This window comes from Comamonas sp. 23, assembly GCF_049601575.1.
Classification (GTDB): domain Bacteria; phylum Pseudomonadota; class Gammaproteobacteria; order Burkholderiales; family Burkholderiaceae_C; genus Comamonas; species Comamonas squillarum.
In genome coordinates, this window is sequence record NZ_CP187127.1 from 2,641,020 (window position 1) to 2,666,968 (window position 25,949).

Annotated in this window: 25 protein-coding genes; 14 read left to right on the top strand and 11 right to left on the bottom strand. The window is 64.7% G+C overall.

Annotated features, from left to right (window positions below; all coding sequences use genetic code 11):
• Window positions 1-46 precede the first annotated feature (46 nt).
• Both ACPEE1_RS11865 and ACPEE1_RS11870 read left to right on the top strand, forming a co-directional pair.
• A complete protein-coding gene (locus ACPEE1_RS11865) occupies window positions 47-970 on the top strand; it encodes an ABC transporter permease (protein WP_021025091.1) in 924 nt (307 codons plus the stop codon).
• A 53-nt stretch (window positions 971-1,023) separates the two neighbouring features.
• Window positions 1,024-2,301, top strand: a complete 1,278-nt coding sequence (locus ACPEE1_RS11870) for an amidohydrolase family protein (RefSeq protein WP_423932782.1) — start codon at window positions 1,024-1,026, stop codon at window positions 2,299-2,301.
• 10 nt (window positions 2,302-2,311) lie between these two features.
• Here the strand turns inward: ACPEE1_RS11870 and ACPEE1_RS11875 are convergent, their stop codons facing one another.
• A complete protein-coding gene (locus ACPEE1_RS11875) occupies window positions 2,312-3,493 on the bottom strand; it encodes a glycoside hydrolase family 5 protein (protein ID WP_423932785.1) in 1,182 nt (393 codons plus the stop codon).
• A gap of 408 nt (window positions 3,494-3,901) precedes the next feature.
• Entirely contained in the window at window positions 3,902-4,177 is a 276-nt protein-coding gene (locus ACPEE1_RS11880) for an oxidative damage protection protein (RefSeq protein ID WP_027010457.1), read from the bottom strand.
• A 308-nt stretch (window positions 4,178-4,485) separates the two neighbouring features.
• On the opposite strand from ACPEE1_RS11880, the gene ACPEE1_RS11885 reads away from it, so the two are divergent.
• From ACPEE1_RS11885 to pepE, 4 genes are all read left to right on the top strand, one after another.
• Window positions 4,486-5,532 carry a sulfate ABC transporter substrate-binding protein gene (locus ACPEE1_RS11885; protein WP_116927695.1) on the top strand — a complete coding sequence of 349 codons (1,047 nt, stop codon included), beginning with the start codon at window positions 4,486-4,488 and terminating at the stop codon, window positions 5,530-5,532.
• A gap of 61 nt (window positions 5,533-5,593) precedes the next feature.
• A complete protein-coding gene (locus tag ACPEE1_RS11890; RefSeq protein WP_260719607.1) occupies window positions 5,594-6,574 on the top strand; it encodes a CysB family HTH-type transcriptional regulator in 981 nt (326 codons plus the stop codon).
• Between the two features lie 84 nt (window positions 6,575-6,658).
• A complete protein-coding gene (locus tag ACPEE1_RS11895) occupies window positions 6,659-7,423 on the top strand; it encodes a M48 family metallopeptidase (protein WP_232539349.1) in 765 nt (254 codons plus the stop codon).
• Between the two features lie 156 nt (window positions 7,424-7,579).
• Window positions 7,580-8,281 (top strand): dipeptidase PepE, encoded by a 702-nt coding sequence (gene pepE, locus ACPEE1_RS11900; RefSeq protein ID WP_423932790.1) that lies wholly within the window; start codon window positions 7,580-7,582, stop codon window positions 8,279-8,281.
• A 7-nt stretch (window positions 8,282-8,288) separates the two neighbouring features.
• Here the strand turns inward: pepE and bktB are convergent, their stop codons facing one another.
• Window positions 8,289-9,473 carry a beta-ketothiolase BktB gene (gene bktB, locus ACPEE1_RS11905; protein WP_423932793.1) on the bottom strand — a complete coding sequence of 395 codons (1,185 nt, stop codon included), beginning with the start codon at window positions 9,471-9,473 and terminating at the stop codon, window positions 8,289-8,291.
• A gap of 153 nt (window positions 9,474-9,626) precedes the next feature.
• Window positions 9,627-10,385 carry an SDR family NAD(P)-dependent oxidoreductase gene (locus ACPEE1_RS11910; protein ID WP_423932795.1) on the bottom strand — a complete coding sequence of 253 codons (759 nt, stop codon included), beginning with the start codon at window positions 10,383-10,385 and terminating at the stop codon, window positions 9,627-9,629.
• Window positions 10,386-10,508: 123 nt separating this feature from the next.
• On the opposite strand from ACPEE1_RS11910, the gene ACPEE1_RS11915 reads away from it, so the two are divergent.
• Window positions 10,509-11,213 (top strand): SDR family oxidoreductase, encoded by a 705-nt coding sequence (locus ACPEE1_RS11915; RefSeq protein WP_423932798.1) that lies wholly within the window; start codon window positions 10,509-10,511, stop codon window positions 11,211-11,213.
• A gap of 27 nt (window positions 11,214-11,240) precedes the next feature.
• On the opposite strand, the gene ACPEE1_RS11920 is transcribed toward ACPEE1_RS11915, so the two are convergent.
• A complete protein-coding gene (locus tag ACPEE1_RS11920) occupies window positions 11,241-11,942 on the bottom strand; it encodes an RluA family pseudouridine synthase (protein ID WP_423932801.1) in 702 nt (233 codons plus the stop codon).
• 244 nt (window positions 11,943-12,186) lie between these two features.
• Between ACPEE1_RS11920 and ACPEE1_RS11925 the strand changes: the two genes are divergently transcribed.
• Both ACPEE1_RS11925 and ACPEE1_RS11930 read left to right on the top strand, forming a co-directional pair.
• Window positions 12,187-13,827, top strand: a complete 1,641-nt coding sequence (locus tag ACPEE1_RS11925) for a 3-(methylthio)propionyl-CoA ligase (RefSeq protein ID WP_423932804.1) — start codon at window positions 12,187-12,189, stop codon at window positions 13,825-13,827.
• A gap of 58 nt (window positions 13,828-13,885) precedes the next feature.
• Window positions 13,886-14,677, top strand: coding sequence for an SDR family oxidoreductase (locus tag ACPEE1_RS11930; RefSeq protein ID WP_116927703.1), 792 nt, complete (start codon window positions 13,886-13,888; stop codon window positions 14,675-14,677).
• Between the two features lie 72 nt (window positions 14,678-14,749).
• On the opposite strand, the gene ACPEE1_RS11935 is transcribed toward ACPEE1_RS11930, so the two are convergent.
• Both ACPEE1_RS11935 and trmB read right to left on the bottom strand, forming a co-directional pair.
• Window positions 14,750-15,724, bottom strand: a complete 975-nt coding sequence (locus ACPEE1_RS11935; protein ID WP_423932808.1) for a succinylglutamate desuccinylase/aspartoacylase family protein — start codon at window positions 15,722-15,724, stop codon at window positions 14,750-14,752.
• Between the two features lie 325 nt (window positions 15,725-16,049).
• A complete protein-coding gene (trmB, locus tag ACPEE1_RS11940; RefSeq protein ID WP_243419449.1) occupies window positions 16,050-16,823 on the bottom strand; it encodes a tRNA (guanosine(46)-N7)-methyltransferase TrmB in 774 nt (257 codons plus the stop codon).
• A gap of 323 nt (window positions 16,824-17,146) precedes the next feature.
• Here trmB and ACPEE1_RS11945 point away from each other — a divergent pair, with 323 nt between their 5' ends.
• The 3 genes from ACPEE1_RS11945 to ACPEE1_RS11955 all read left to right on the top strand — a co-directional run bounded on the left by ACPEE1_RS11945 (window position 17,147) and on the right by ACPEE1_RS11955 (window position 20,440).
• Window positions 17,147-18,259: an acyl-CoA dehydrogenase family protein gene (locus ACPEE1_RS11945; RefSeq protein ID WP_423932810.1), complete on the top strand. Its 1,113-nt coding sequence runs from the start codon at window positions 17,147-17,149 to the stop codon at window positions 18,257-18,259.
• 37 nt (window positions 18,260-18,296) lie between these two features.
• Window positions 18,297-19,163: a phosphate/phosphite/phosphonate ABC transporter substrate-binding protein gene (locus ACPEE1_RS11950; RefSeq protein ID WP_423932812.1), complete on the top strand. Its 867-nt coding sequence runs from the start codon at window positions 18,297-18,299 to the stop codon at window positions 19,161-19,163.
• A 74-nt stretch (window positions 19,164-19,237) separates the two neighbouring features.
• Window positions 19,238-20,440, top strand: coding sequence for a ferritin-like domain-containing protein (locus tag ACPEE1_RS11955; RefSeq protein WP_423932815.1), 1,203 nt, complete (start codon window positions 19,238-19,240; stop codon window positions 20,438-20,440).
• Here ACPEE1_RS11955 and gluQRS read toward each other — a convergent pair.
• The 3 genes from gluQRS to ACPEE1_RS11970 form a co-directional block, all read right to left on the bottom strand.
• Window positions 20,433-21,407 (bottom strand): tRNA glutamyl-Q(34) synthetase GluQRS, encoded by a 975-nt coding sequence (gene gluQRS / locus ACPEE1_RS11960; RefSeq protein ID WP_423932818.1) that lies wholly within the window; start codon window positions 21,405-21,407, stop codon window positions 20,433-20,435. The genes ACPEE1_RS11955 and gluQRS overlap by 8 nt on opposite strands.
• A gap of 116 nt (window positions 21,408-21,523) precedes the next feature.
• A complete protein-coding gene (locus ACPEE1_RS11965) occupies window positions 21,524-22,639 on the bottom strand; it encodes an NAD(P)/FAD-dependent oxidoreductase (protein ID WP_116925746.1) in 1,116 nt (371 codons plus the stop codon).
• Window positions 22,640-22,751: 112 nt separating this feature from the next.
• Complete coding sequence (locus ACPEE1_RS11970) at window positions 22,752-23,684, bottom strand: LysR family transcriptional regulator (protein ID WP_116925781.1); 933 nt, start codon at window positions 23,682-23,684, stop codon at window positions 22,752-22,754.
• Between the two features lie 268 nt (window positions 23,685-23,952).
• Here ACPEE1_RS11970 and ACPEE1_RS11975 point away from each other — a divergent pair, with 268 nt between their 5' ends.
• Together ACPEE1_RS11975 and ACPEE1_RS11980 are read left to right on the top strand one after the other, a co-directional pair.
• Window positions 23,953-24,654 carry a pirin family protein gene (locus tag ACPEE1_RS11975; protein WP_116925745.1) on the top strand — a complete coding sequence of 234 codons (702 nt, stop codon included), beginning with the start codon at window positions 23,953-23,955 and terminating at the stop codon, window positions 24,652-24,654.
• A gap of 83 nt (window positions 24,655-24,737) precedes the next feature.
• Window positions 24,738-25,148: a DoxX family protein gene (locus ACPEE1_RS11980; RefSeq protein ID WP_116925744.1), complete on the top strand. Its 411-nt coding sequence runs from the start codon at window positions 24,738-24,740 to the stop codon at window positions 25,146-25,148.
• Between the two features lie 34 nt (window positions 25,149-25,182).
• Here the strand turns inward: ACPEE1_RS11980 and ACPEE1_RS11985 are convergent, their stop codons facing one another.
• Complete coding sequence (locus tag ACPEE1_RS11985) at window positions 25,183-25,932, bottom strand: sulfurtransferase (RefSeq protein ID WP_423932822.1); 750 nt, start codon at window positions 25,930-25,932, stop codon at window positions 25,183-25,185.
• Between the last annotated feature and the right edge of the window lie 17 nt (window positions 25,933-25,949).

Here is a 25,949-nt window from a genome sequence, read left to right on the forward strand (position 1 = left end):
CTGTGATGTTGAAACCCCTAAAACAAACGCCAGTGCGAGGTGCATCATGAGCGATGTGATGGATATTTTGGCCAATGCGTCTTTTTGGGTGGCCGTGCTGCGCACCGCTACGCCGCTGCTGCTGGGCACGCTGGGGGTGCTGCTGTGCGAGCGCGCTGGCGTGCTGAACCTGGGCATCGAGGGCATCATGGTGGCCGGTGCCTTTACTGGTTGGCTGACCGTGTATGCCGGCCACGGCCTGTGGACGGGCGTGCTGGTCGCGGCACTCACCGGCGCGGTGCTGGGCAGCCTGCATGCCTGGCTGACGGTGGGCCTGGCGCTGTCGCAGCATGTCTCGGGCCTGGGCATCACGATGCTGGCGACGGCCTTGTCGTACTACGGCTACCGCGTGAGCTTTCCCAAGGTGAACACGCCGCCCACGATCACGCCGTTTGAGGCGATGGACTGGCTGCCGATTCCGATTCTGGGCGACCAGACGGCCTTGACCTTGCTGGCGCTGCTGCTGGTGCCGCTCTTGGCCTGGGTGCTGTTTCGCACGCCTTTGGGTTTGGCGGTGCGCATGGTGGGCGAGAACCCGCAGGCCGCAGAAGGCCAGGGCGTGGCCGTGATGGCGGTGCGCAGCGGTGCGATCATTGCAGGCTCGGCGCTGATGGGCGTGGCGGGTGCGTTTTTGACGCTGTCGGCCTTCAACGCGTTTTTCTTCAACATGGTCAACGGCCGGGGCTGGATCTGCGTGGCGCTGGTGGTGTTTGCCTCCTGGCGGCCAGGCAAGGCTTTGCTCGGCGCGCTGCTGTTTGCGTTCTTCGACGCACTGCAGCTGCGGCTGCAGCAGTCGGGCGATGGCCTCGTGCCCTACCAGTTCTATCTGATGCTGCCATACCTGCTGTCGATCCTGGCGCTGGTGCTGGTGGCCCGCAAAGCCGCCTACCCACAGGCTTTGATGAAACCCTACCGCAAAGGTGAGCGCTGAGCCGCGCTTTGCGCTCCACGATGCAGACCCTGGTCTGCCTACAAGGATAAAAAATGCTTGATTTATTGATTCACAATGCCAGCTTGCCCGATGGCCGCAAGAACATGTCGGTGGCTGTGCAGGACGGCAAGATTGCCGAGGTGAGCGAGGGCCTGCAGGCGCCCGCTGCCGAGGTGGTGGACGCCCAGGGCCTGCTGCTGAGCCCACCCTTTGTGGACCCGCATTTCCACATGGATGCGACCCTGAGCTACGGCATGCCGCGTGTCAACGAAAGCGGCACCTTGCTCGAAGGCATTGCGCTGTGGGGCGAGCTCAAACCCCAGCTGACGCATGAGGCGCTGGTCGAGCGTGCCTTGGCCTACTGCGACTGGGCGGTGGCGCGCGGCCTCCTGGCCATCCGCAGCCATGTGGACACCAGCGATCCGAGCCTGCTGCCTGTCGAAGCGATGCTCGATGTGCAAAAGCGCGTGGCGCCCTATATCGACCTGCAGCTGGTGGCCTTTCCGCAAGACGGCGTGCTGCGCACACCGGGCGGGCTGGACAACCTCAAGTGCGCGCTGGACCTGGGCGTCGATGTCGTCGGCGGCATTCCGCACTTTGAGCGCACCATGGCCGATGGCGCCGAGAGCGTGCGCATTCTCTGCGAGCTGGCCGCCGAGCGCGGCAAGCGGGTGGACATGCACTGCGACGAGTCGGATGACCCGATGTCACGCCATGTGGAGACCCTGGCCTACCACACCCAGCGCCTGGGCCTGCAGGGCCGCGTGACCGGCTCGCACCTCACCTCCATGCACAGCATGGACAACTACTACGTCAGCAAGCTGATGGCACTGATGGCCGAGGCGCAGCTGGGCGTTGTCAGCAACCCCTTGATCAATATCACGATCCAGGGCCGCCATGACAGCTACCCCAAGCGCCGGGGCATGACGCGCGTGCCCGAGCTGATGGCCGCGGGCCTCACGGTGGCATTTGGCCATGACTGCGTGATGGACCCCTGGTATAGCCTGGGTTCGGGCGACGCGCTAGAGGTGGCCAGCATGGGCCTGCATGTGGCGCAGATGACCAGCCGCGCGGGCATGCAGCAATGCTTTGATGCCATCACCCTGAACCCCGCACGCTTGCTGGGCCTCCAAGGCTATGGCATCGAGCAAGGTGCAAATGCCGACTTTGTGCTGCTGCATGCCAAGGACCCGGTCGAGGCGCTGCGCCTGAAGGCCACGCGCCTGGGCGTATGGCGCCGTGGCCAGCGCATTGCCAGCACGCCGGCACCGGTGGCCACGTTGAATGTGCCAGGGCGCCCAGCCAGCACTACGCTGCTGAGCGCGCGCTAATCGGCAGCTTTCAGCGCTGTTGCAAGCGCTTGCGGATGGGCTCGAACTCGGGGGTCGCGCTGCGCTTGACCGGATCGGGCAGGCCTTTTTCCATCGCCTCCCAGTAGCGCCAGTCCACCTTGGCCTGGCCCAGTTCGTAGTCCATCGCATCCCAGGCATCTTCCCGAAAGCTGTAAAAGGCCCAGTGGTAGCGCTTGTCCTCGGCATAGGACAGAACATCGTCCAGGTACTGGCTGCAGCTGTCGAGCATGCGCACACAGCCAAACTCGCCCATGACGATCTGTTCGGGCGCAATCGCCAAGGAGCGTGCCCAGCCGTTGACGGCATCTAGGTACTGGGCCACGCGCTGCTGGTTCCACAGCTGGGTCTTGCCGGCAAAGGGCACATCGCCCGGGTAGCGGTAGGGCTGCTTGCGCTTCAAGTTGGGGCCGCTGGTCGCCTGGTAGGGCTCGTACATGTGAAAGCTGTAGAGCACCCTTTTGTCCTGCAGCGCCTCGGGCCAATAGACGAAGGCGTCCGCCGCGCCATACCAACCGGCATCGACCATGACGGGTGTGTACGGGTCGACCGCGCGGATCTGGGCAATCAGGTACTTGTAGAAGGCGGGTAGGTCACGCGATCCGCCCTGGGCATTGGCATACCAGGCCTGCATGTCTGGTGCACTGGCATGCTCGGCCAGGCCGCCTTGTTTTTCGGGCGCGGGCTCGTTGATCAGGTTATAGGCCGCTATGCCGGGCGTGTCCTTCAAGGCGCGCGCCAGGTCCTGCCAAAACTGGCCGGCGGCCTTCCAGTGCGCCTTGTCCTGCCAGATGCGGTCATCAAACTTACCCTGATTGTTTTGCGACCAGCGTGACAGCGGCAGGGACAGCGGCGCAATCACCACTTTGAGCCCCGCCGCATGGGCCTTGGCCACCGACGCCTTGAGCGTGGCAAGGTCCGATGCCACCAGCTGCTGGTAGTCATCCGCATTGCCCATCAAAAAATCGCGCTGCTCGGGCTTCCATTTGTCGTAGGACAGCCGCACCCAGCTGGCGCCATAGCCGCGCAAGTCCTGGTAATAGCGGGTATCCGGCGGCAAGCGGTTAAAGCTGTTGCCCCCGCGTTGTGTGGTGGTCCAGAAGGCGGCCCGGTCGGCCGCTCGCACCGATGCGGACAGCGCCAGTGCAAGGCAGAGGGCAGAAATCTTGAACATGGAAGCAGGGCGGAGGGCAAGCCGGTAGCAAAGGGGTGTGCAGATGCTATCACTGCGATTGGGGTGATTGATTTCTATTTGCAACCAGTCGGGGCGCTTTCGAGGCTGCTTTTTGGGGGCTGTGTCGTGTATCCATGCCATTGGCCCGGTAGCACACCATGAAGCACCCTGTCGCTTGGTGTCGCAGCAAGGCAGGTCCCAACCAAGGCTGCGGGCGCCAAGTCCTGCCCATGCGGGCTGGGTAGATGCCGTGCAGGCCAGGGTTTCGAAACCACATGTCTGCAGGGCCGAGGGACCCTGGCTGTATCGCCCGTTAGTGGACCGTACACCCATAAAAAAATGGCAGCTGAGGCTGCCATTTTTCAGGCCGGGGAGTTGTCCCTGGCCTGCACTTGTACGAGTGCCGTATCAGTCTGCAGTGGGCGGCACGTAGCCGACGGCTGCATCAGCGCCTTCGCCAAAGAAATGGTTTTCCATTTGGCGAGCCAGGTACTGGCGAGCGCGCTGGTCGGCCAGGTTCAGGCGGTTTTCGTTGACCAGCATGGTCTGGTGCTTGAGCCAGCCAGCCCAGGCTTCCTTGCTGACGTTTTCCCACAGGCGCTTGCCCAGCTCACCAGGGTAGGGGGGAAAGTCGAGGCCCTCGGCTTCTTTGTGCAGTTTGACGCAGTTGACCATACGTGCCATGGGAGATGCTTCCTTCGTTGGGTTGACGCTGTTGCACTGGCAGGGTGCTTGCCCGATGCTGCCGCAGTCTGCGGGCGGTTGCCCAGCATGGCCTGCTTTGCCCACACTGCCAACCAGAGTTGGGGCATTGGCGAGCTTCCTGCCTTGCCAGTCCCGAAACCGGGCCTGGCAGATGCGTTTTCGCGTCTTGTTAATAATTTTCAGTCATAAAAAACTGAATTAATAGTAGTTTGAGTTTTTATGGCCGCGTTTCAGAATGTGTTCAAGCCTAACAAGCCCTACGACTTTTGCCATTCTGAAAGTGTTCCATGCAACAACGCCGCCACTTTATCAAGTTTCCGATAGCCGCAGCCGCAGTCGCGTCTCTGATGGCGCTGGCGCCCGCTGTTTTTAGCGGCGCAGCCCATGCCCAGGCACCAGCACCGGTGACCTTGCTCAACGTGTCCTACGACCCGACCCGTGAGCTGTACAACCAGTTCAACCAGGCCTTTGCCAAGCACTGGAAGGACACGACCGGCCAGACCGTGACGATCAAGCAGTCGCATGGCGGCTCGGGCAAGCAGGCGCGGGCCATCATCGATGGCATCGAGGCCGATGTGGCCACCTTGGCCTTGGCCGGTGACATTGATGCACTGAACAAATACGGCCAGCTGGTGCCGGCCGATTGGCAAAAGCGCCTGCCGCTCAACAGCGCGCCTTACACCTCGACCATTGTGTTCCTGGTCAAAAAGGGCAATCCCAAGGGCATCAAGGACTGGGGCGATCTGATCAAGCCCGATGTCAAGGTGATCACGCCCAACCCCAAGACCAGCGGCGGCGCGCGCTGGAACTACCTGGCCGCCTGGGAGTTTGGCAAACGCAACTATGGCGGTGAGGCCGGTGCCAAGGACTACATCACCAAGCTGTTCAAGAATGTGCCGATTCTCGACACCGGCGCGCGTGGCTCGACCGTGACCTTTGTGCAGCGCGGCCAGGGCGATGTGCTGCTGGCCTGGGAAAACGAGGCCTACCTGGCATTGAAGGAGTTTGGCCCCGAGAAGTTCGAGATCGTCACCCCCTCGCTGTCGATCCTGGCCGAGCCCACGGTGACCGTCGTCGACAAGGTGGTGGACAAGCGCGGCACGCGCAAGATTGCCGATGCCTACCTGCAGTACCTGTACTCGGACGAAGGCCAGGACATTGCCGGCCGCAACTTCTACCGCCCCACCGCCGAAGCGGCCAAGGCCAAATACGCCAGCCAGTTCGCGACGCTCAAGCTCTTCACCATCGATGAGGCCTTTGGCGGCTGGACCAAGGCCGACGCTGCGCACTTTGCCGATGGCGGCAGCTTTGACCAGATCTACACCAAGAAATAAGCAAGGACGCTGAACCAGCCGCCGGGGACCCCTGGCGGCTGGGTCCAAAAAGGTGAATGTTATGAATTTTCAGCAACTGCGGGCCGTGCGCGAAGCCGCCCGCAATGGCTACAACCTGACCGAGGTGGCGCATGTGCTCTACACCTCGCAGCCAGGCGTGAGCCGCCAGATCCGCGAGTTGGAAGACGAGCTGGGTGTGGACATCTTTATCCGCGCCGGCAAGCGCCTGACCGGGCTGACCCCACCGGGTGAGGCCATTTTGCCGATCGTGGACCGCCTGCTGCTAGAGTCCGAAAACCTGCGCCGCGCTGGTGCCGATTTTCATGCCAGCCGCAGCGGCCAACTGAGCATTGCCGCCACCCACTCGCAGGCGCGCTACGCGCTGCCGCTGGTGGTGCGCGATTTTCGTGAGCAGTTTCCCGATGTGGCCCTGCACCTGCACCAGGGCTCGCCCCGGCAGGTCGCTGAGATGCTGCTGAGTGGCGCGGCCGATATCGGCGTGGCCACCGAAGCGCTCACCGGCTATGCGAGCTTGGCGACCCTGCCGGGTTACCGCTGGACCCACTCGGTGGTCGTGCCCCCGAGCCACCCCTTGCTGGCCCAGCAAGAGGCTGGAAGGCCGCTGACCTTGCAATCGCTGGTGCGCTTTCCGATCATCACCTATGAGCAGGGTTACACCGGCCGCTCGCACATTGATGAGTCGTTTGCCGCCGCCGAGGTCACGCCCAATGTGGTGCTGACCGCCATGGATGCTGACGTGATCAAGACCTATGTCGAGCTGGGCATGGGCATCGGCATCGTCGCCTCCATCGCCTTTGATGAGGAGCGCGACCGCAACCTGCGCGCCATCGACGCGGGCCATTTGTTCAAGGTCAACACCACCCGCATTGCACTGCGCAAGGGCGTGTGGCTGCGCGCCTATGCGCTGCAGTTCATCGAGAGCTTTGTGCCGACCTTGAAGCGCGAGGTGGTGCTGCAGGCCGTGTCGGCGACGGCACCGGATGACGCATCGGCGCAGGCCGCCACGCAAAAAGCTGCCTGAGCGATCTCTGGGGTATAAAAACTATCATTTCGATAATCGCACGCTATGATGCACGTTTTCAACGTGCAGATGAGGAGATAGCGGATGCGCAAAACGATGATGGTGACGGGCCTGGTGGCTGCTTTGGCCCTGGCCGGCTGCAAGACCATGGATACGGGCAACCTGGGCGGACTGATGGAGTCCGGCTCGACGGCGATGAAGGCCATGACATTGACCGACGGCGATGTCGTGGCCTTGTCCAATGAATCCTGCGCCGCGCTGGACCAGCAAAACAAGCTCGCGCCTGCGAACAACAAGTACAGCCAGCGCCTGGCCAAGGTCGTCGCCAACATGCCCCAGGAAGTGGAAGGCAAGAAGGCCGACTACAAGGTCTACCTGACCAGTGATGTGAACGCCTGGGCGATGGCCAATGGCTGCATCCGCGTCTACAGCGGCCTGATGGACCTGATGAACGACGACGAGCTGCGCGGCGTGATCGGCCATGAAATCGGCCACGTGGCGCTGGGCCACAGCAAGCGCCGCATGCAGACGGCCTATGCCACCTCGGCCGCACGCCAGATTGCCGCCAATAGCGGCAATGCCACCTTGGCATCGCTGTCGAGCTCGCAAGCGGGCGAGCTGGGTGAAAAGTTCATCCATGCGCAGTTCTCGCAGGCCAACGAGTCTGCCGCCGACAACTACTCCTTTGACCTGCTCACCAAGCAAAAGATGGAGCGCAAGGGCCTCGTCACCGCTTTCCAGAAGCTCGCCAAGCTGAGCGGCGGTGGCGGCAACTCGCTGATGGATTCGCACCCACCGTCGGACGCCCGCGCCAAGGCGATGCAGGCACGGCTGGACAGTGGCAAGTAAGCAGTCGATAGACAAGAAGGGACTGGCGCGGGGCATGCCGCCGCGCCAGTCCTTTTTTTGCGCTCGGCTCCTTTGTCGGCGCCGACCTTCTGTGCTTGGGTGACGCCGCCGCAGTGCAGGGGCTGCTATGCTGGCTGCCTCATTCAAAGAGGTGTTATGCAGTTACTGTTGTTGAGCAACTCCCGCGCGCCCGATGGCGGCTACCTGACTTTTTGCCGCGAGGCGCTGGCAGCCCAGCTGCAAGGCGTGCAAAAGGCGCTGTTTGTGCCCTTTGCCGGCGTCTCGCTCAGCTGGGACGACTACACAGCGCAGGTGCAAGCGGCCATCGCCCACACCGGCGTGCAGCTGGTGGGCGCGCACCAGGCGGATGCGCTGGAGCCGTTTTTGGCCGGGGATATCCAGGCCATCATCGTCGGCGGCGGCAATACCTTCCAGCTGCTGGCCCAATGCCGCAAGCGAGGCTGGCTGGTGCGCATCGGCGACGCGGCACGTTCGGGCCGCATGTCCTACACCGGCTGGAGTGCCGGCGCCAATCTGGCGGGCCTGACGATCAACACCACCAATGACATGCCCATCGTCGACCCGCAGGGCTTTGGCGCGTTGGGCCTGGTGCCGTTTTGCATCAACCCCCACTACCACAACAGCCTGCCGCCTGGCCACCAGGGCGAGACGCGCGACCAGCGCCTGGCGGAGTTCCTGGTCGCCAACCCGGACAAGCAGGTGGTCGCTCTGCCCGAGGGCAGCTGGCTGCACGTGCGCGGTGGCCAGGCCCAGGTCGCAGGGCAGTTTGCGGCCAAGCGCTTTGCAGCGGGCAAGCCGGTGGAAGACTTGCCCGTGGGGACTGCGCTGGCGCTTTAAGGCTTGGTTAGACGCGTTCGAAGATGGCGGCAATGCCCTGGCCGCCGCCAATGCACATGGTGACGAGTGCATAGCGGCCGCCGGTGCGGTGCAGCTCATGGATCGCCTTGACGGTGATGATCGCGCCGGTGGCTCCAATCGGGTGGCCCAGCGAGATGCCCGAACCATTGGGGTTGACCTTGGCCTGGTCGGCGCCCAGGCCCTTGGTCACTGCGCAGGCTTGTGCGGCAAAGGCTTCGTTGGCTTCGATGACATCCATCTGGTCCAGCTTGAGGCCGGTCTTGGCCAGCACGGCCTTGGACGCGGGCACGGGGCCAATGCCCATGATCTTGGGATCGACCCCTGCATGGGCATAGCCCACCAAACGGGCCAGCGGCTTGGCGCCGCGCGCCTTGGCGGCGGCGGCTTCCATCAGCACCACGGCGGCTGCGGCGTCATTGATACCCGAGGCGTTGGCGGCGGTGACCGTGCCGTCTTCCTTGATGAAGACGGGCTTCATCTTCTGGAAGTCCTCGATCTTGGCGCCGGCGCGGAAGTGCTCGTCCTTGTCAAAGCTGATATCGCCCTTCTTGCTTTTGAGCACCACGGGCACGATCTGGCCGGCAAAGCGGTTCTCGGCCCAGGCCTGCTCGACACGCTGGTGGCTGCTCAGTGCCAATTGGTCCTGGTCATCGCGGCTGATGCCAAATTCCTTGGCCACGTTCTCGGCGGTCACACCCATGTGGATGTTGTGGAACGGGTCATGCAGCGCGCCGGTCATCATGTCGATCATCTTGAAATCGCCCATGCGTGCGCCCCAGCGGCTGGTGGTGCTGGCGTAGGGCGCGCGGCTCATGTTCTCGGCTCCGGCGCCAATGGCCACGTCATAGTCACCGAGCAAAATGCCCTGGCTGGCCGTCACAATCGCCTGCAGGCCCGAGCCGCAGAGGCGGTTGACATTCATCGCCGGTGTCTCCTGCGGGCAGCCACCCTGGATGGCCGCCACGCGGCTCAGGTACATGTCCTTGGGTTCCGTGTTGACCACGTGGCCGAAGACCACATGGCCCACATCCTTGCCTTCAATGCCGGCGCGGGCCAGCGACTCCTTGACCACCAGTGCACCCAGCTCGGTCGGTGGAACATCCTTGAGGCTGCCGCCAAAGGTGCCGATGGCAGTGCGCACGGCGCTGCAGACAAGTACTTCACGGGACATGGAAAGGTCTCCTGTTTAGGTTGGAATGGGCACGCAAATGTTGCCTTGCAGCATTATTGCCAGCCAGGCGGCCCATGTGCAAACCGCAGGCGGCCAGCGCGCACCTTGGTGACAGTCCATGGCGGGCATGGACCCTGCGCTGCGCGCCGTGGTTCAAGGCTCGCGCACGTCGGCAATCACATGCTGGCCAAAGTCGGCGCGGTCCAGCCAGCCCAGCACCTTGGCACCGGCTTCTGCCGGGCTGCTGAGTTTGCCGCCCTCATGCAGGCCCTTGAAGTTGTCCACATCGGGGAAGGCGCCCGCATCGGCATTGCGCAGCTGCACCTGCATGTCAGTATCGATCACGCCGGGCGCGAGTGAGACGATCTTGGCGCCATGGGGCTTGTGGGCTTCTTCCAGCGCCACGCAGCGGGCATAGGCATCCATGCCGGCCTTGGCCGTACAGTAGGCGGCCTGCGATGCCATGGGGCGGCGGCCCAGGCCGGACGAGACATTGAGCACTTTCTTGGGGACGGTCCAGCTGTCGGTCGCACCCAGAAACACCCCCGTCAGCGCCATCGGCGCCTCCAGCCCCACGCGCAGCGCATTGCGCAGGTCGGGCGTGGCCAGGTCGGACAGCGGCGCGATCTGCGGAATCACGCCGGCGTTGTTGATCAAGGTGATGCTGGCCCAGTCGCTGGCCTGGAGGCTGCGCAGCCAGTCGCCCAGGCGCTGGGCGGCGGCATCGGTATCGCCCAGGTCCTGCTCCCACTGGATGAGCTGATCCGGCGATGGAGCGGCAGCGGCCAGCGCGCTGGAGCTGCGGCGCGCAATGCTCAGCACGGTGTGGCCCTTGGCCAGAAGTTGCTGGCCCATGGCCAGGCCCATACCGCGCGAGCCGCCGGTCAGGATGGTGAGGTGTTTGGTGGTCATAACTGCTTATCGTAACGGCAGATGGCGCTGAGCGCGACGGCGTTTTTCCCGGTGGCCTGCACAAGTGCGGCGGCTTGGTTAGGATGGGCAGCTTTGGAATCACAAAGAAAAAGGAAGCACAGCATGGACCAATCCAAAGTAGCCATCGTGATCGCCGGTGGATCCGGCATGGGCGCAGCGGCGGCACGCCAGTTGCACCAGGCCGGTTATGCGCTGGGCATCTTGTCGTCCTCGGGCAAGGGCGAGGCGCTGGCCCAGGAGCTGGGCGGTGTGGGCGTGACGGGCTCCAACCAGTCTGTGGCCGATATGCAAAAGCTGGTGGATGCGGTGATGGCGCGCTATGACCGCATCGATGTGCTGGTTAATGGCGCCGGCCACGGCCCCAAGGGTGACCTGCTGTCGATCAGTGACGAGGACTGGATCAAGGGTCTGGAGGTCTACTTTCTGAACGTGGTGCGCGCCACGCGCCTGGTTGCGCCCATCATGCAAAAGCAGGGCGGTGGGGCCATCATCAATATCTCATCGGCCTGGGCGTTTGAGCCGGCAGCGCTGTTCCCCACCTCGGCCATGGCACGCTCCGGCCTGGCCGCCTTCACCAAGATCTTCTGTGACGAGTACGGCAAGCACAACATCCGCATGAACAATGTGCTGCCCGGCTGGATTGACAGCCTGCCCAAGAAGGACGAGCGCCAGGCAGCGGTGCCACTGCAGCGCTACGGCAAGGCCGACGAGATTGGCGCGACGGTGGCCTTTTTGGCCTCCGAGGGTGCGGCCTACATCACCGGCCAGAACATCCGCGTGGATGGCGGCTTGATGCGCCACGTCTAAGAAGACCCGGCCGTTCCAGGACGGCCTTTAAAAATCGGCCGCCAGCCGGCAGTCCAGCCATTGGCCGGTTACCGGATGGGCAAAACCCAGCTGCTGCGCCTGCAGCAGCAGGCGTGGTGCCATCGCCTGCACTGCGGCGCTGGCATACAGGCCGTCGCCCAGCATCGCATGGCCAATCGCCTGCATGTGCAGGCGCAGCTGGTGGGTGCGGCCGGTCAGCGGCTCCAGCCACAGACGCGTGCTGCCAGCGGGGATGGCGGGCAGGGCGGCCGCTTCCTCAGCAACCATCGCCCGCCACCAGGTCTGGCTGGGCTTGCCCATCTCCCCATCCACCCGCTGCAAAGGGCGGCGCTCCCAGTCGGCGATCAGCGGCAGATCGACCAGGCTCCAAATATGCCCGTCCTGCGGCATCGCGGCATGCAGCGCATGCTCGGGTGTCAGAGGCTGTGCAACTGGATTGCCGCAGACCACGGCGGTATAGCGCTTGCGCACGGTACGGGCCGCAAAGGCGTCGCCCAGCGCACGCTGCACGGACAGGCTGCGCGCCATCACGACGAGGCCCGAGGTGGGCTGGTCCAGCCGGTGCACTACCAGCGCATCGGGCCATTGCAGCCGGGCCCGGGCGCTGAGGCAATCTTGCTTGTCCTCTCCCCGGCCTGGCACACACAACAGGCCCGATGGCTTGTTCAGCACCAGCAGGTGTTCGTCGATGTAGTCGGGGATCAGCATGGGGCGGTGTGAGACGAAAGCAGCGCCTGATTCTAAGTGCTGCAGCCTAGGTGACAGCGCGCGCTGCGCACTGCGCGCGCCTGCCTGTACTGTATGCCTCGTCATATGCTGCAGGCATTTGCTCATGCAACCCGCTGGCAGTGCGGGTTGCTACGATGCCCTTTGCTGCGCGCACGCGCTATAAAAACAGATGCATGCCGGTGGGGGCAACGCGCCGCCACTGGCCATACCACAAGGAGACCCAATGCTAGGCCTGATGCAAAAGCAGCAACTGCTGACCTCCAACCTGCTGGAGTTTGCTGAGCGTTACCACCGCGATACCGAAATCGTCTCGCGCCGCGTGGAAGGTGATATCCACCGCTACACCTATGTCGACTTTGCGCAGCGCGCCCGCCAGCTGGCGCAGGCCCTGGATGGCATGGGGCTGGCCGCGGGCACGCGCGTGGCGAGTCTGGCCTGGAATGGCTACCGCCATATGGAGCTGTACTACGGCGTGGGCGGATCGGGCCGGGTCATCCATACCTTGAACCCCCGGCTGCACCCCGACCAGGTGGTCTGGATCGTCAACCATGCCGAGGACGAGGTGCTGTGCTTTGACAGCTGCTTCCTGCCCATCGTGCAGGCCATCCACGCGCGCTGCCCGACGGTACGCCAATGGGTGGCGCTGTGTGATGCTGACCAACTGCCTGCCGATGCCGGCATCCCCGGCCTGGTGGCCTACGAGGCCTGGATTGCGGCTGCCGACGGCGCCTACCAGTGGCCCGAGTTTGACGAAAACACCGCCTGCGGCATGTGCTACACCAGCGGCACCACGGGCAATCCCAAGGCCGTGCTGTACTCGCACCGCAGCACCGTCTTGCATGCCTATGGCGCTTCGCTGCCCGATGTGATGGACATCTCCTCGCGCGATGTGGTGCTGCCGGTCGTGCCGATGTTCCATGTCAACGCCTGGGGCCTGCCGTTTTCCGGGCCGCTCAATGGCGCCAAGCTGGTGTTTCCCGGCCCGGCGCTCGATGGCCCCTCGGTCTACGCGCTGATGGAGGCCGAGAAGGTAACCTTTGCCGCTGGCGTGCCCACGGTCTGGCAGATGCTGCTGAGCCATGTGCAAAGCCAGGGCCTGCGCTTTGGCAGCCTGCAGCGCACCATCATTGGCGGCTCGGCCTGCCCGCCGGCGATGATCAAGACCTTCCAGGAGGACTATGGCGTCACCGTGCTGCATGCCTGGGGTATGACCGAACTCAGCCCGCTGGGCACCGTCTGCACCTTGAAGCACAAGCACCTGGACCTGCCGGCCGACACCCAGGCGCAGCTGCTGGCCAAACAGGGCCGGGTCATCTTTGGCGTGGACATGAAGATCGTCGGTGACGACGGCCAGGACCAGCCCTGGGATGGCAAGACCTATGGCGACCTGCTGGTGCGCGGCCCCTGGGTGGTGGCGGACTACTACCGCAGCGAGGGCGCCTCGCCGCTGGTCACTGATGCGCAGGGGCGCGACTGGTTTCCCACCGGCGATGTGGCCACCATCGATGCCGATGGCTTTATGCAGATCACCGACCGCAGCAAGGATGTGATCAAGTCCGGGGGCGAATGGATCAGCTCCATCGATATCGAGAACATTGCGATGGCCCACCCGGCCGTCGCGATGGCTGCCTGCGTGGGCATGCCCCATCCCAAGTGGGACGAACGGCCGGTGGTTTTTGTAGCGCTCAAGAAGGACGCTGCCGCGAGCGAGGAGGACTTGCTCGCCTTCTACCAGGGCAAGATGGCCAAGTGGCAGATCCCCGATGCCGTGATCTTTGTGGAGGCCATTCCGCTGGGTGCCACTGGCAAGATGCTCAAGACCCGGCTGCGTGAGCAGTTCAAGAACTACGTGCTGCCAGCCTGATGGCTGCATTTTGAATGACTCGCTGAACGACTTTTCAGCCCTACCAGGAGGCCTTTGCATGACGCGCAAGATTGGGCAATTATTGGATCTGACCGGCAAGACGGCGCTGGTGACGGGCGGCTCGCGCGGCCTGGGCCTGCAGCTGGCCCATGCGCTGGGCGAGGCTGGCGCCAAGGTGGTGGTGACCAGCCGCAAGGCCAGCGAACTGGAAGCGGCGGTGGCCGAGCTGGGAGGCGCAGGCATTGATGCGCGCTGGATTGCTGCCGACTGCGCGGTCGACAGCGAGATCGAGCGCCTGGCCATCGAGGTGCTGGGGCGCGTGGGCGATGTGGACATTCTGGTCAACAACGCCGGTGCCAGCTGGGGGGCGCCGGCCGAAGACCACCCGGCCGCCGCTTGGGACAAGGTGATGAACCTGAATGTGCGCGGCTATTTTCTGCTGTCGCAGCAGCTGGCCAAGCGCTGCATGATTGCGCGCCGGCAGGGCGCCATCATCAACCTGGCATCGATTGCCGGGCTGGGCGGCAACCCGGTGGGCATGAAGACCATCGCCTACAACACCAGCAAGGGCGCGGTCATCAACTTCACCCGCGCGCTCGCTGCCGAATGGGGGCACTACGGCATCCGCGTCAATGCCATCGCACCGGGTTTTTTCCGCACCAAGATGGCCAATGGCCTGATTGACCAGATCGGCGAGGATGCGATGACGGCCGGCGTGCCGCTGGGCCGCTTGGGCGGGGATGATGATTTGAAAGGTGCTGCGGTGCTGCTGGCCAGCGATGCGGGCAAACACATCACCGGCCAATGCCTGGCCGTTGATGGCGGCGTCAGCATTGTCACTGCGGGTTGATGCGGGGAGCCTGAACCGGTCAGGCTGGCCGGGTACTTCGATGGGCCTCCCGCAAAGGGCAGCCCCCCTGCATCAGCTGCGGTCCGTCTGCGCCAGGTAGAACCACTCGCGGTTCACGGCGGCATCGGGCTGGGGGAAGATCACGCAGCCATCGAAGGGCGCCAGAATCTGGCTGCCATCGGCGCGGGTGGCGAGCAGGTCACCCTGGCGGAACGGGTCAAAGTTCTGCCACTCCTTTTGCATGCGGTCATCGGCGCTTTGGCGCATGAACACCTGGCGCATATGGTGGGTGGTGTACTGGGCGACGGGCTCGACGGTCACATCGGCCATCTCCAGCAGGGCCAGTACGCCAGCGATACAGCGGTCGGCCACCTCGATGGCCTGGGGCTCTTCGTGCGAGCCCGACTCCACGGTGATCGCGTAGCCCCCGCGGCTGCGCATGAACTCATTGGTGCCGATGCCGTGCTCGGGGCGAAGGGCGCCGCCGCTGGCCTTCACTGCCTGTTCATACACCTCCAGCCAGCCTTGCACGATGATGGGCAGGCCCACGGCCTTGGCAAAGGCCTCTTCCTCTTGCTGGCGGGCAAAGGGCTCGAGCGTGCCGGTGTTGTTGAGCGGGCCGGTCATCGCAAAGGCCCGGCCTTCGCCGCTGTAGGAGTGCAGATCGAGCAGCGCATCATGGCTCTCGAGCAGCGGGGCCAGTGCATTGACCATATGGTCTTCAAAGTTCTGCGGCTGGGCCTGGGGCACAAAGTTGCGGTTGAGGTTGCGGTCGCCTTCGCGCTCGTTCTTGATAAAGGCCTTGGGGTTGGCCACGGGCACCATCGTCAGGCGCCCGCGCTTGAGCCGCACCTGGCCCGATTCAAAGCGCTCGATCCAGCGGTGGATCGCATGCGTGCCACTTTGCTCATTGCCATGCACGGCGCCAAAGATCAGCAGCGACGGGCCCGGCACGGCGGACGCCCAGCCGTAGCTGCGCAGCGCAGCAGGTTGCTCGGCAGAAGGGCTGTGGTCCTGTTGCGGGATATGGAAGCGAGAGACGGTCATTGCAGTTTTCCGGTGTGATGGCCTGCCAGCCCGGGCCGCTGCGTCACAAGCCTTGCATCCCGCCAGGGACTGTCGCACCAGAGCAGGGCGCAAGGTTTATACCCACAACCGTGGGGCAGGGGGCGGCATGTGCCATTGGCCCCAGCGTCTGGGTGCCAGCAGCCATCCTACCGCATCGGGCGCTGCAGGCGGCCGATTCTGCTATCAATTTTGATACGCAAAGCAACGGTTACCTGGCCCCTGGGGTGCGCCGCACTCTGCAAAAAGCAAAAAAGACTGCCCAAGCAGCCTTTTTCAGCAAAGCGGGGATCTAGGCCCAGCACGCTTATGCAGCGCGCGTGAACACCAGGTCCCAGACACCATGGCCCAAACGCAGACCGCGGTTTTCGAACTTGGTCAGCGGGCGGTACTCGGGCTGCGGCGCGTAGCCGTCGGCCGTGTTATTCAGGTCGGGGTTGGCCGAGAGCACCTCGAGCATCTGCTCGGCATAGGGCTGCCAGTCGGTGGCGCAGTGGATATAGCCACCGGGCTTCAAATGGGCGACGAGCTGGGCCACAAAGGGCGCCTGGATCAGGCGGCGCTTGTTGTGCTTTTTCTTGTGCCAGGGATCGGGGAAGAACACATGGATGCCATCGAGCGAGCCCGGCTGCAGCATGTTCTCCAGCACTTCCACGGCGTCGTGCTGGAAGATGCGGATATTGGTGATGTCCTGCTCGCCGATGCGCTTGAGCAGCGCGCCCACGCCCGGCTCATGCACTTCGCAGCACAGAAAGTTGTCGTCCGGGCGAACGCGGGCGATGTGCGCCGTGGCCTCGCCCATGCCAAAGCCGATTTCCAAAATCACTTTGCCCTGGCGGCCAAAGGCGGCCTCGGCGTTGAATGCCTCGCCGGTGTAGGGCAGCACATAGCGCGTGCCCAGCGTTTCAAAGGCCTTGGCCTGGCCGGTGGTGGTGCGGCCGGCGCGGCGCACGTAGGAGCGGATGGTCTTGGGATGGGCCACATCCGCAGGCGCATGGCCGGGGGCACTGCTGGCATCGCGTGCGTTGGTGATGATGGGCTCGGGCACGGGGCCAGCAGCAGGCGTCGAAGAAGATTGCATGGTCATGGAGGTGCCGCTCAGCACAGGCGGCAAGGTGGCGCTTGCCCGGCAAGGGGCGCTGGGCCGCGTCAAAAAAGGGGCTATTGTAGATTTTTCCAGTCTGCAATGACGAAACGCTGGGCAATCGCCGTGTGCGCCCACTGCCATCTGGCTGCAAAGTCGCTGCCTATAATGCCTTTTTCAAAGTGACGTCTGTCGTGATTGCAGGTCTGTGTGCGACAGGAAACACGGGGTAGGGGCTCGGGAGCGCAGCATGCGCCTGGCCGCTTTCTGCCCCATGGGTTCCGGTATGGGCCTGCCTTTGCGCCAGCATCTGGAGCAGCATGGACATTCTTTCGTCGTTGGAGCCGATTGTGCGCGACCTCATTGCGCCGGCGGCCACGCATACCGATAGCCAGGCGGTCTACCCGCGCCAGGCGCTGCAGGCCTTGGGCAGCCAGGGCCTGCTGGGCCTGATCAGCGCGCCCGAAGTAGGCGGCATGGGCGCGGGCCTGCCTGAAGCGGTACAAGTGGTCGAGCGCATTGCCCAGGACTGCCCCTGCACGGCCATGGTGCTGACCATGCACTACTGCGGCGTGGCACTGATCGAGCCTTTTGCGGCACAAGACACCCGGCGCGCCATTGCGCAGGGCCGCCATATCACCACCCTGGCGGTGTCCGAGACCGGCTCGCGCAGCCATATCTGGGCACCCACCGGTACCGCCGCTGCGCAGGGCCAGGACGCGGTGCTGCTCAATGCCCACAAAAGCATGATCACCTCGGCGGGCGAGGCCGACTCCTATGTCTGGATCTCGCGGGCTAGCACGGGCGAGGGCAATACGCTGTGGCTGGTCGACAGCCGCCTGCCCGGGCTGCAGATCCCATCGCGCTTTGATGGCATGGGACTGCGCGGCAATGCCTCGTCTCCGATCATTGCGCGGGATGTAGCCGTGCCGCTGGCCTGCCGCTTGGGAGACGACGGCCAGGGCGAGGACGTCAAGGCCCGCTACCTGATGCCGTATTTCCCCACCTTGATCGCCACCACGTCGGTGGGCCTGATGCAAGGCGTGCTGCGCCGCGCTGTGCAGCATGTGGCCAACACCCGCTTTGCCGAAAATGGCAGCGGCCTGGCCGACCTGCCGACCATCCGGGCTTACCTCGCCAAGGCCCAGCTCAAGGCCGACCAGGCCCGCTTGCTGCGCGATGACGCCGTGCAGGCGGTGCTGGCGGGGCGCCCCGATGCCAAAACCCGGCTCTTGCAATGCAAGGCCGCTGCGGCCGAGGCGGCGCTGGAGGTGAGCGATACGGCGATGCGCGTCTGCGGCGGCGCAGCCTTCCGCAAGGACCTGGGCATCGAGCGGCTGTTCCGCGATGCCCGCGCCGCCTCCGTGATGGCCCCCACCACCGATGTGATCTATGACCTGCTGGGCAAGGCGCTGTGCGACGCCGCAGGCTGAGCCCCCGTGACCCAACCAACCGGAGAGACATCTATCCATGACCGTTTCCTACACCACCCTCAAGATGGGCGCCGTGGCCTACGCGCCCAAGGTCATCACCATATGGGAGGGCTTCAAGGCCCATTTCATCGAGCAGGGCCTGTACTTTGACTATGTGCTGTATTCCAACTATGAGTCGCTCACAGAGGCGCTGATGGATGGCACGGTGCAACTGGCCTGGAACTCGCCGCTCGCCTTTGTGCGCGCCGAGCTGATGGCGCGGGCCGCTGGCCAGCAGGTGCGATCGATCGCGATGCGTGACACCGACATGGATGTGCAGTCGCTGCTGGTGGTACGCGCAGACAGCCCCGCCCAGGCCCTGGCGGACCTGCGCGGCCAGACGCTGGGCTTTGGCGCCATTGATTCGCCCCAGGCCACCTTGATCCCGCTGGACCACCTGCGCCAGCACGGCCTGCTGGCGGGCCAGGATTTTCAGCCGCGCCGCTTTGATGTGCTGGGCGGCAAGCATGGCGACCATATTGGTGGCGAGCGCCTGGCGGCCAAGGCCATGGTGGCCGGTGAGATTGCGGCGTCCTGGATGGTTGCCAAGAACTACCTGGCCTTTGCCGCCGAAGGGACCCTGCCTGCAGGCACCACGCGCGTGCTCGACACCTCGCAGCCTTTTGACCACTGCAATATGACCGCCGGGCCCAGTATCAGCGCTGCCGATGCGGCGCGCTTTACCGAGATCTTGCTGGCCATGTCCTGGGATGACCCGCTGATTCGCCCCTTGCTGGAGTTGGAAGGCCTCAAGGTCTGGCACCCCGGCCGCGCTTCGGGCTATGAACCCTTGTCCCGTGCGGTGCGCGATGAGCGCTTTTATGATGAGGCGGGCCGCATCCTGGCGGCGGACTACCGGTACTGAGGCCCATGGAAAAACCGCCAGCCCCCTCCAGCAGTACGGGTCCTGCAATACCAGGCCAGGCCGACCTTGCCAGCATGCCACTGGTGGATTTGGGCCGGCTGGGCTTTGATGCCGGTGCGCACCTGCTGGTCAAGCACGGCCTGGCGGCCGCGGCCGTGGGCGAGTCGATCCGGGTCAGCGGCCAGGCGCCGGGCTGGCAAGCGCAGTTGGCGGCCTGGTGCCAGGCCCAGGGCCATGCGCTGCAAACGCCGACCGGTTGGCTGCGGCAGCCGGCCTTGCTGGTGCGGCGGGGCAGCGCGCAGGCGGGCCGCTGGCGCCATGCCGCCGTGGCCGGCCACAGCGATGCCAGCCAACCCGGCGCGGTGGCCGCACAGGCCGACCCGGCCTGGGGCCTGGCGGCGCGCGGTGCCGCGGTCGAGGCGGGCGCGCCGGCCTTTGCCTTTCGCCTGCAGGACAAGGCCGAGTTCTGGTCCGACCAGGCCGGGGACCTTTACGCGCAGGCGGTGGCTGCGCAATGGAATGCCGACACCGACATCGACTGGGACCAGGCACCTGAGCCACCTGCGGTGATCGAGGACGCCATCGTGCAGGTGATGACCTATATGGTCGAGAACGAGAATGCGGCGCTGATTGTGCCGGCGCGCTTTCTGGGTGAGCTGCACCCGCACTACCGCGAGCTGCAGGCGGCGCTGGCGATCCAGGTGGCCGATGAGGCGCGCCATATCGATGTGTTTACCCGCCGCATTCGCCGCCACGGGCGGGAGCCGGCACTATCCACCGCAGGCGGCCAGGCCTCGCTGCACAGCCTGCTTGCGGAAAAGGATTTTTCGGTCGCGGGCTTTTTGCTCTCGGTGCTGGGCGAGGGCAGCTTTGTCAACCTGCTGCAGTTCTTGCAGACCTATGCGCCCGATCCATTGACGCGCCAGATCTGCCGCCTGGCCGCCCGCGATGAGGCGCGCCATGTGGCGCTGGGCATGTCGCACCTGCTGCACCGTTTGAAGCAGGAGCCCGATTATCGCCACCGGCTGGCCCAGGCGGTGGAGGCGCGCCATGACGCGCTGGCTGGGACATCAGGCCTGAACGAAGAGGTGTTTGATGCGTTGATCCTCGTGGGCGCGGGCGCCTTGTCGGCCGATGCGCTGGCGCTGGGCAGCCAGCGCGTGCAGCAGCTGATGCAGGACATGGCCGATGGCCGCTACACCAAGCTGGTGCGGCTGGGCTTTGAGCGTGGCCATGCGCAGGAGCTGGCCTCCTTGCACACGCGCAACTTCATGTAGCGGCCAGGTGGCGGCGTGCCCATTGCGCCGTCCAGTCGGCCAGAGCATCGGGGATGGAGCTAGCCTCGCCCGCCTCCAGCCCCAGGTGCTGGGCGGACTGGCGCAGCACGGCGATGCGCTGCTCGGCACTGTCGACCACGACGGCTGGCGCGCCGTATTGCTTGGAGAGCTTTTCGCCATCGGCCTGCAGCACCAAGGGCGTGTGCATATAGCGGGGCGCTGGCAGGCCCAGCGCGCGCTGCAGCAGCAGCTGGCGCGGGGTGTTGTCGGCCAGGTCGGCGCCGCGCACCACATCGCTGATGCCTTGCGCGGCGTCATCGACCACCACAGCCAGTTGGTAGGCCCAGAGGCCATCGGCGCGCTGGACCAGAAAATCACCCACGCTGGCGGCCACGTCCTGCTGCAGGGGGCCCAGCCAGCGGTCTTGCCACAGCAGCTGCTGGTCGCTGTGCAGCACCGGGTGATCGGCTGTCGGCAACTGGCCGTCTTCGGCCGCCAGCGCGCTGGCATGCTGCTGGTAGTGCAGGGTATGGAAGCGCCAGCTGCGACCGGTCTTGCCATGCAGGCCATCGCGGCAGGTGCCCGGGTAGGGGCGCTCGCCATGGCGCTCGTGCACATGGCCTTGCGCGGCGAGCGCGGCGTCCATATCGCGGCGCGTGCAGGCGCAGGGGTAGGCCCAGCCAGCGGCCTGCAGCTGCGCCAGGGCCTGGGCATAGAGGCCATGGCGAGCTGACTGCCACTGCGGGGGCGCATCGGGGATCAGCTGCAGCGCATGGAGCTGGCGCAGGATTTCCTGGTCCATGCCTGGCGGGCAGCGCGGTGGGTCGATATCTTCGATACGCAGCAACCAGGTGCCGCCATGGGCGCGGGCATCGAGCCAGGATGCCAGGGCCGCCACCAGCGAGCCCGCATGCAGCGGGCCGGTGGGCGAGGGGGCAAAACGGCCGGTATAAACGCGAGAGCTCATGGGAGAGCAAGTGTAATGCCGCAGGCAAGCGGGCAAAAGCACGGCTGCCCGGCGCTCAATGGGCTCAAGAAGTTGAAAAGGAAAAGCGCCCGGCAGGCCTGCCGGGCGCGCCGCGCTTATTCGCCGAGCACGGCCAGCGCGAGTTCCAGGCCGGAGACAAAGGCATCTTCCACGCGGTAGCCCAGGCACCAGTCACCGCACAGGCCGATGGCACTCTTGGCATTCCACAGGTGGCTGCGGGCCTGGCCCTTGGCATCCTTGGGCAGCGGGTTGATGGTCTTGGCGTAGCCCCACTGCACCACGCGGATGTCGCTGGGGGTGGCGCGGATGCGGGTCAGCTCGGAGAAGGCCTGCAGCATCTTGGCGGCGACGCGCTGGGGCTCGTCGTTCTCATGCTTGCGCGCCCAGTCGGGGCTGGCCTGCACGGTCCAGCGCTCGACCTTGCCGCGACCGGGCTTGGACGACTCGCGCGAGAGCCAGGTGATACGGGGGTGTTCGGTGCGGGCGGCATTCCACTGCGGGCCCATATTGGTGATGCTCGGGTCCACTGCGTGGGCAAAGGTCAGCAGCAAGGTCCAGCTCGGGGCGATATAGACATCGGACAGCTGCCAATCAGCGGGCACGTCGGTTTCGCTGTCGGCCAGCAGCTCCTGGGCTTCGGGCGAGGGGATGGCCAGCACCACGCCATCGAGGCCCGCATAGACATGCACGCCGCCGTCCACATCTTCGGTGCGCAGTTGCCACTGGCTGGGGTTGAGGGCATCGCGCTCAAAGGCCAGCGCGTATTCGTTGAGGCGCACATCGAGCGGCGCGGCCCAGGAGGCGAGCAGGCTGTCCATCGTGGGCACGCCCACCAGATGGGCTTCCATGCCGCGCTGCGTGGTCACAGCGACCTTGCCGGTGGCATCCAAGGTGCGGATGGCGTTGACGCTCCAGTGGCGGGTGACGCTGGGTGTGCTGTCCAGCGCCAACTGAAAGCGCGGGTCGCGCACCGTGAAGAACTGGGCGCCCACATCAAAGCTGCCATGCGCGCTGTGGCGGCTGGCCATGCGGCCGCCCACCTGGGGTTGTGCTTCGATCACGGTGACCTGGTGGCCCGCTTGCTGCAAGGTGCGCGCGCAGACCACGCCAGCCATGCCGGCGCCAATCACCGCATAGTGCTTGCGGCTGGCCAGAACAATGTTGGAAGAGGAGGCTGATCGTTTGGGTTTGGGGGGAATGCGAGAAGACATGAAAGACTTTCTGTACTGTTTCGGCAAACGATAAGGCGTCATGGATGGCTGCGGGTGCAGCGGCATCTGAAGAGCCACTCTACACGGTGTGCAGGCCCATTTTGCTCAGGATTTATCCCACATAGTGATTGCTCAGTAAAGAAGTGCGTGTGGCCTCGGACTGCAGCTGGTCCAGCCACCACTGCAAGGCCTTGCCCGGGTTGGTGCCGCGCCAGGCGTAGCGCAGCTTGATCTTGCGGGGCGGCCGCATCAATTCGCGCTCCACCAACTGGCCGCTGCGCAGATAGGGCATGGTCATGTTGTCGGGCAAAAAGCCGCCACCAATCCCGCGCAGCTGCGCCTGGAGCTTGGCCTGCATGGTGTCCACCGTGAGCACATCCTGACCGTTGATCACGCCAATGGTCTGGCCTTGGCCGCTGCGCGAGGAATCGGCCACGGCGATGATGCGGTGCTGGCGCAGCACCTCGTCGCTGATGGGTTGCATCTCGTCGGCCAGGCGGTGGTGGGGCGCGACGACATAGCGGAAGGTGATCTCGCCCAGGTCCAGCTGCTGCAGGCCTGCGACGTGGGAGGCATCGACGGCAATGCCAATGGCCAGGTCGGCGCGGCCCGAGCTGAGCGCTTCCAGCGTGCCGGCCAGGATGGAGTCGGTGATCTTGAGCCGCGTGGGCGGTGCAATGGTGTAGAAGGCCTCGACCAGCTCCAGCAAGGTGGTGCGCGAGACCACGCCATCGACGGCAATGCGCAGCTCAGGCTCCCAGCCGGTCGCCACGCGGCGCACCCGGTTGGCCACCGCATCGACTTCGGCCAGCAGGCGTGCGCCTTCGCGCAGCAGCTCCTGACCCGCTTCGGTGGGCCTCGCCTGGCGCGCACTGCGGTCAAACAGCAGCACATCCAGCGCATCTTCGACCTGGCGGATGCGGTAGGTCAGGGCGCTGGGCACCAGACCCAGCTGGCGCGCCGCAGCGGCAAAGCTGCCGGTGTCGGCCACCAGCTGCAGCAGGGCCAGGGTATCGGGGGTGAGGACATCGCGATCACGCAACAAGGCCATTTTGACGGTTCTTTCCTACATGCGGCATCGGGCAGATCGGTAAATCTTCGCTGCTGAGACCGGTTGGGTTCAGGCCTGAGAAGGTATTTGCGATCTCTACGCGGCGCGAGAAGATCGTTGATACGCTCTTGTATAAGACCATCAGATTTTTTGAATGATGCCATCAAAACCGCTGCCCCGCAGGCAGAAGCTGCGGTTTTACAGTCATGGACATGGTGTTGAACAGCGCAATGTGCGCCGTTTGCCAGACAGGAGATCAAAAATGTTGATGGTTCGTAAATCTGCTGATCGTGGCCATGCCGACCATGGCTGGCTGCGCTCCAACCACAGTTTCTCGTTTGCCGGCTACTACGACCCCCGCTTCATGGGCTGGGGCAATCTGCGTGTGATCAATGAGGACCGCGTGGCCCCGGGCAAGGGCTTTGGTACCCATGGCCACCGCGACATGGAAATCATCAGCTACGTGCTGGAGGGCAATTTGGCGCACAAGGACAGCATGGGCCATATCGAAGGCCTGCCACCGGGCGATGTGCAGCGCATGAGCGCGGGCACCGGCGTGCAGCACAGCGAGTTCAACCATGCCAGCGGTCAGGAGACGCATTTTCTGCAGATCTGGATTGAGCCCGATCGCAAAGGCGTTGCGCCCAGCTATGCGCAAAAGACGTTTTCGGACGCGGACAAGCGCGGCCAGCTGCGCCTGGTGGTGTCGCCCGATGGGGCGCAAGGCTCACTGACGATGAATGCCGATGCGCGCATGTATGCCGGTTTGTTCGATGGCGATGAGGAGGCGAGCCTGCGCCTGTCGCCCGGACGCAAGTCCTATGTCTATGTGGTGCGGGGCGAGGTGTCGGTCAACGACCAGGCGCTGCACACCGGTGATGCGGCCTATCTGGACCAGGAGACATCGCTGCGATTGGCGCAAGCGCGCGATGCCGAAGTGCTGGTGTTTGACCTGGCGGCTTGATGTTCACGGGGCGCCGCCCTTGAGGACAGCGCCCCGTGTGGGGTAGGTGTGAGTAGTGGTGGTGTTATTTCAAGGAGAAAAATATGAACGCATTGCAAAATCCTTTGGCTCTGTTGGGCCGCATTCTGATTGCCTGGTTCTTTGTCATTCCGGGCTGGGGCAAGTTGACCGGCTTTGCCGGGGCCGTGGGTTACGCCCAGTCGGCGGGCATGCCGATGCCCGAGGTGGGGGTGGCCGTGGGCCTGGCCATTGAGATCCTGGGCGGCCTGGCCCTTCTGCTGGGCCTGGGCACGCGCTATGCCGCCGCCATTTTGGCCATCTTTACCTTGGCCGCGACGGTGATTTTCCATGCCTACTGGTCGGTTCCCGCCGAGGCCGTGATGGTCACCAAGCTGCTGTTCAACAAGAACATCGCCATCGTGGGCGGGCTGCTGGCCTTCGCTGCCTTTGGGGCCGGTGCCTGGAGCCTGGACGCCAAGCGCCGCGCTGCCTGAGAGGTGGCGAGACGGGGCCTGAGCGCTTGGCCGCTCAGGACTCGGTCTTGAGCGCCGTCTGGCGCAGGCCATCATCGACGGCGCGGCGCTCGTCAAACACAAAGCAGCTGCCCTGGTAGCCGCTGCCATCGGTTTCTTCAAAGTACTTGAGGATCCCGCCTTCGAGCTGGTAGACATGCGTTAGGCCTTCTTCCTGCATCAGGATGGCGGCCTTTTCGCAGCGGATGCCGCCGGTGCAGTAGCTCACCACGGTCTTGCCTTCCAAGTCCTGGCGGTGCGCGCGCAACTGCGCGGGGAACTCGGTGAACTTGCGCAGGCGCCAGTCGATCGCGCCGACAAAAGCGCCTTCATCGACCTCATAGTCATTGCGCGTGTCCAGCGTCACCACCGGGCGGCCCTGGTCATCATGGCCTTGCTGCAGCCAGCGCTGCAGATCGCGGGGGCTGACCGAAGGCGCCCGGCCGTTGGCAGGGCGTATCGCCGGGTGGTCCATGCGGATGATCTCGGGCTTGACCTTGACCAGCATCTTGCGAAACGGCACCGTCTGCGACCAGCTTTCCTTGGGCTGCACATCGGCAAAACGCGGGTCCCCGCGCAGCGCATCCACCCAGGCATGCACGGCCTCAGCGGGCCCGGCCAGAAAGAAATTGATGCCTTCCTCGGCCAGCAGCACGGTACCCTTGAGCGCCAGATCGGCCGCGCGCTGGGCCAGCAGCTCGCGCTGCGCCTCACAGTCGGTCAGGCTGACAAACTTGTAGCAGGAGATGTTGAGAATCGAAGGCACGGTGGTTATCTGGCAAA

What these genes read in the sequence shown, in the direction of transcription:
- ACPEE1_RS11875 (WP_423932785.1), bottom strand. Translation starts at nt 3,493, where the DNA reads ATGTTCAAGATTTCTGCCCTCTGCCTTGCACTGGCGCTGTCCGCATCG.
- ACPEE1_RS11890 (WP_260719607.1), top strand. Translation starts at nt 5,594, where the DNA reads ATGAATTTTCAGCAACTGCGGGCCGTGCGCGAAGCCGCCCGCAATGGC.
- trmB (WP_243419449.1), bottom strand. Translation starts at nt 16,823, where the DNA reads ATGCAATCTTCTTCGACGCCTGCTGCTGGCCCCGTGCCCGAGCCCATC.
- ACPEE1_RS11950 (WP_423932812.1), top strand. Translation starts at nt 18,297, where the DNA reads ATGACCGTTTCCTACACCACCCTCAAGATGGGCGCCGTGGCCTACGCG.
- ACPEE1_RS11920 (WP_423932801.1), bottom strand. Translation starts at nt 11,942, where the DNA reads ATGCTGATCCCCGACTACATCGACGAACACCTGCTGGTGCTGAACAAG.
- ACPEE1_RS11965 (WP_116925746.1), bottom strand. Translation starts at nt 22,639, where the DNA reads ATGTCTTCTCGCATTCCCCCCAAACCCAAACGATCAGCCTCCTCTTCC.
- ACPEE1_RS11885 (WP_116927695.1), top strand. Translation starts at nt 4,486, where the DNA reads ATGCAACAACGCCGCCACTTTATCAAGTTTCCGATAGCCGCAGCCGCA.
- ACPEE1_RS11910 (WP_423932795.1), bottom strand. Translation starts at nt 10,385, where the DNA reads ATGACCACCAAACACCTCACCATCCTGACCGGCGGCTCGCGCGGTATG.
- ACPEE1_RS11880 (WP_027010457.1), bottom strand. Translation starts at nt 4,177, where the DNA reads ATGGCACGTATGGTCAACTGCGTCAAACTGCACAAAGAAGCCGAGGGC.
- ACPEE1_RS11955 (WP_423932815.1), top strand. Translation starts at nt 19,238, where the DNA reads ATGCCACTGGTGGATTTGGGCCGGCTGGGCTTTGATGCCGGTGCGCAC.
- gluQRS (WP_423932818.1), bottom strand. Translation starts at nt 21,407, where the DNA reads ATGAGCTCTCGCGTTTATACCGGCCGTTTTGCCCCCTCGCCCACCGGC.
- ACPEE1_RS11980 (WP_116925744.1), top strand. Translation starts at nt 24,738, where the DNA reads ATGAACGCATTGCAAAATCCTTTGGCTCTGTTGGGCCGCATTCTGATT.
- ACPEE1_RS11935 (WP_423932808.1), bottom strand. Translation starts at nt 15,724, where the DNA reads ATGACCGTCTCTCGCTTCCATATCCCGCAACAGGACCACAGCCCTTCT.
- ACPEE1_RS11915 (WP_423932798.1), top strand. Translation starts at nt 10,509, where the DNA reads ATGGACCAATCCAAAGTAGCCATCGTGATCGCCGGTGGATCCGGCATG.
- ACPEE1_RS11945 (WP_423932810.1), top strand. Translation starts at nt 17,147, where the DNA reads ATGGACATTCTTTCGTCGTTGGAGCCGATTGTGCGCGACCTCATTGCG.
- pepE (WP_423932790.1), top strand. Translation starts at nt 7,580, where the DNA reads ATGCAGTTACTGTTGTTGAGCAACTCCCGCGCGCCCGATGGCGGCTAC.
- ACPEE1_RS11930 (WP_116927703.1), top strand. Translation starts at nt 13,886, where the DNA reads ATGACGCGCAAGATTGGGCAATTATTGGATCTGACCGGCAAGACGGCG.
- ACPEE1_RS11925 (WP_423932804.1), top strand. Translation starts at nt 12,187, where the DNA reads ATGCTAGGCCTGATGCAAAAGCAGCAACTGCTGACCTCCAACCTGCTG.
- ACPEE1_RS11975 (WP_116925745.1), top strand. Translation starts at nt 23,953, where the DNA reads ATGTTGATGGTTCGTAAATCTGCTGATCGTGGCCATGCCGACCATGGC.
- bktB (WP_423932793.1), bottom strand. Translation starts at nt 9,473, where the DNA reads ATGTCCCGTGAAGTACTTGTCTGCAGCGCCGTGCGCACTGCCATCGGC.
- ACPEE1_RS11895 (WP_232539349.1), top strand. Translation starts at nt 6,659, where the DNA reads ATGCGCAAAACGATGATGGTGACGGGCCTGGTGGCTGCTTTGGCCCTG.
- ACPEE1_RS11865 (WP_021025091.1), top strand. Translation starts at nt 47, where the DNA reads ATGAGCGATGTGATGGATATTTTGGCCAATGCGTCTTTTTGGGTGGCC.
- ACPEE1_RS11870 (WP_423932782.1), top strand. Translation starts at nt 1,024, where the DNA reads ATGCTTGATTTATTGATTCACAATGCCAGCTTGCCCGATGGCCGCAAG.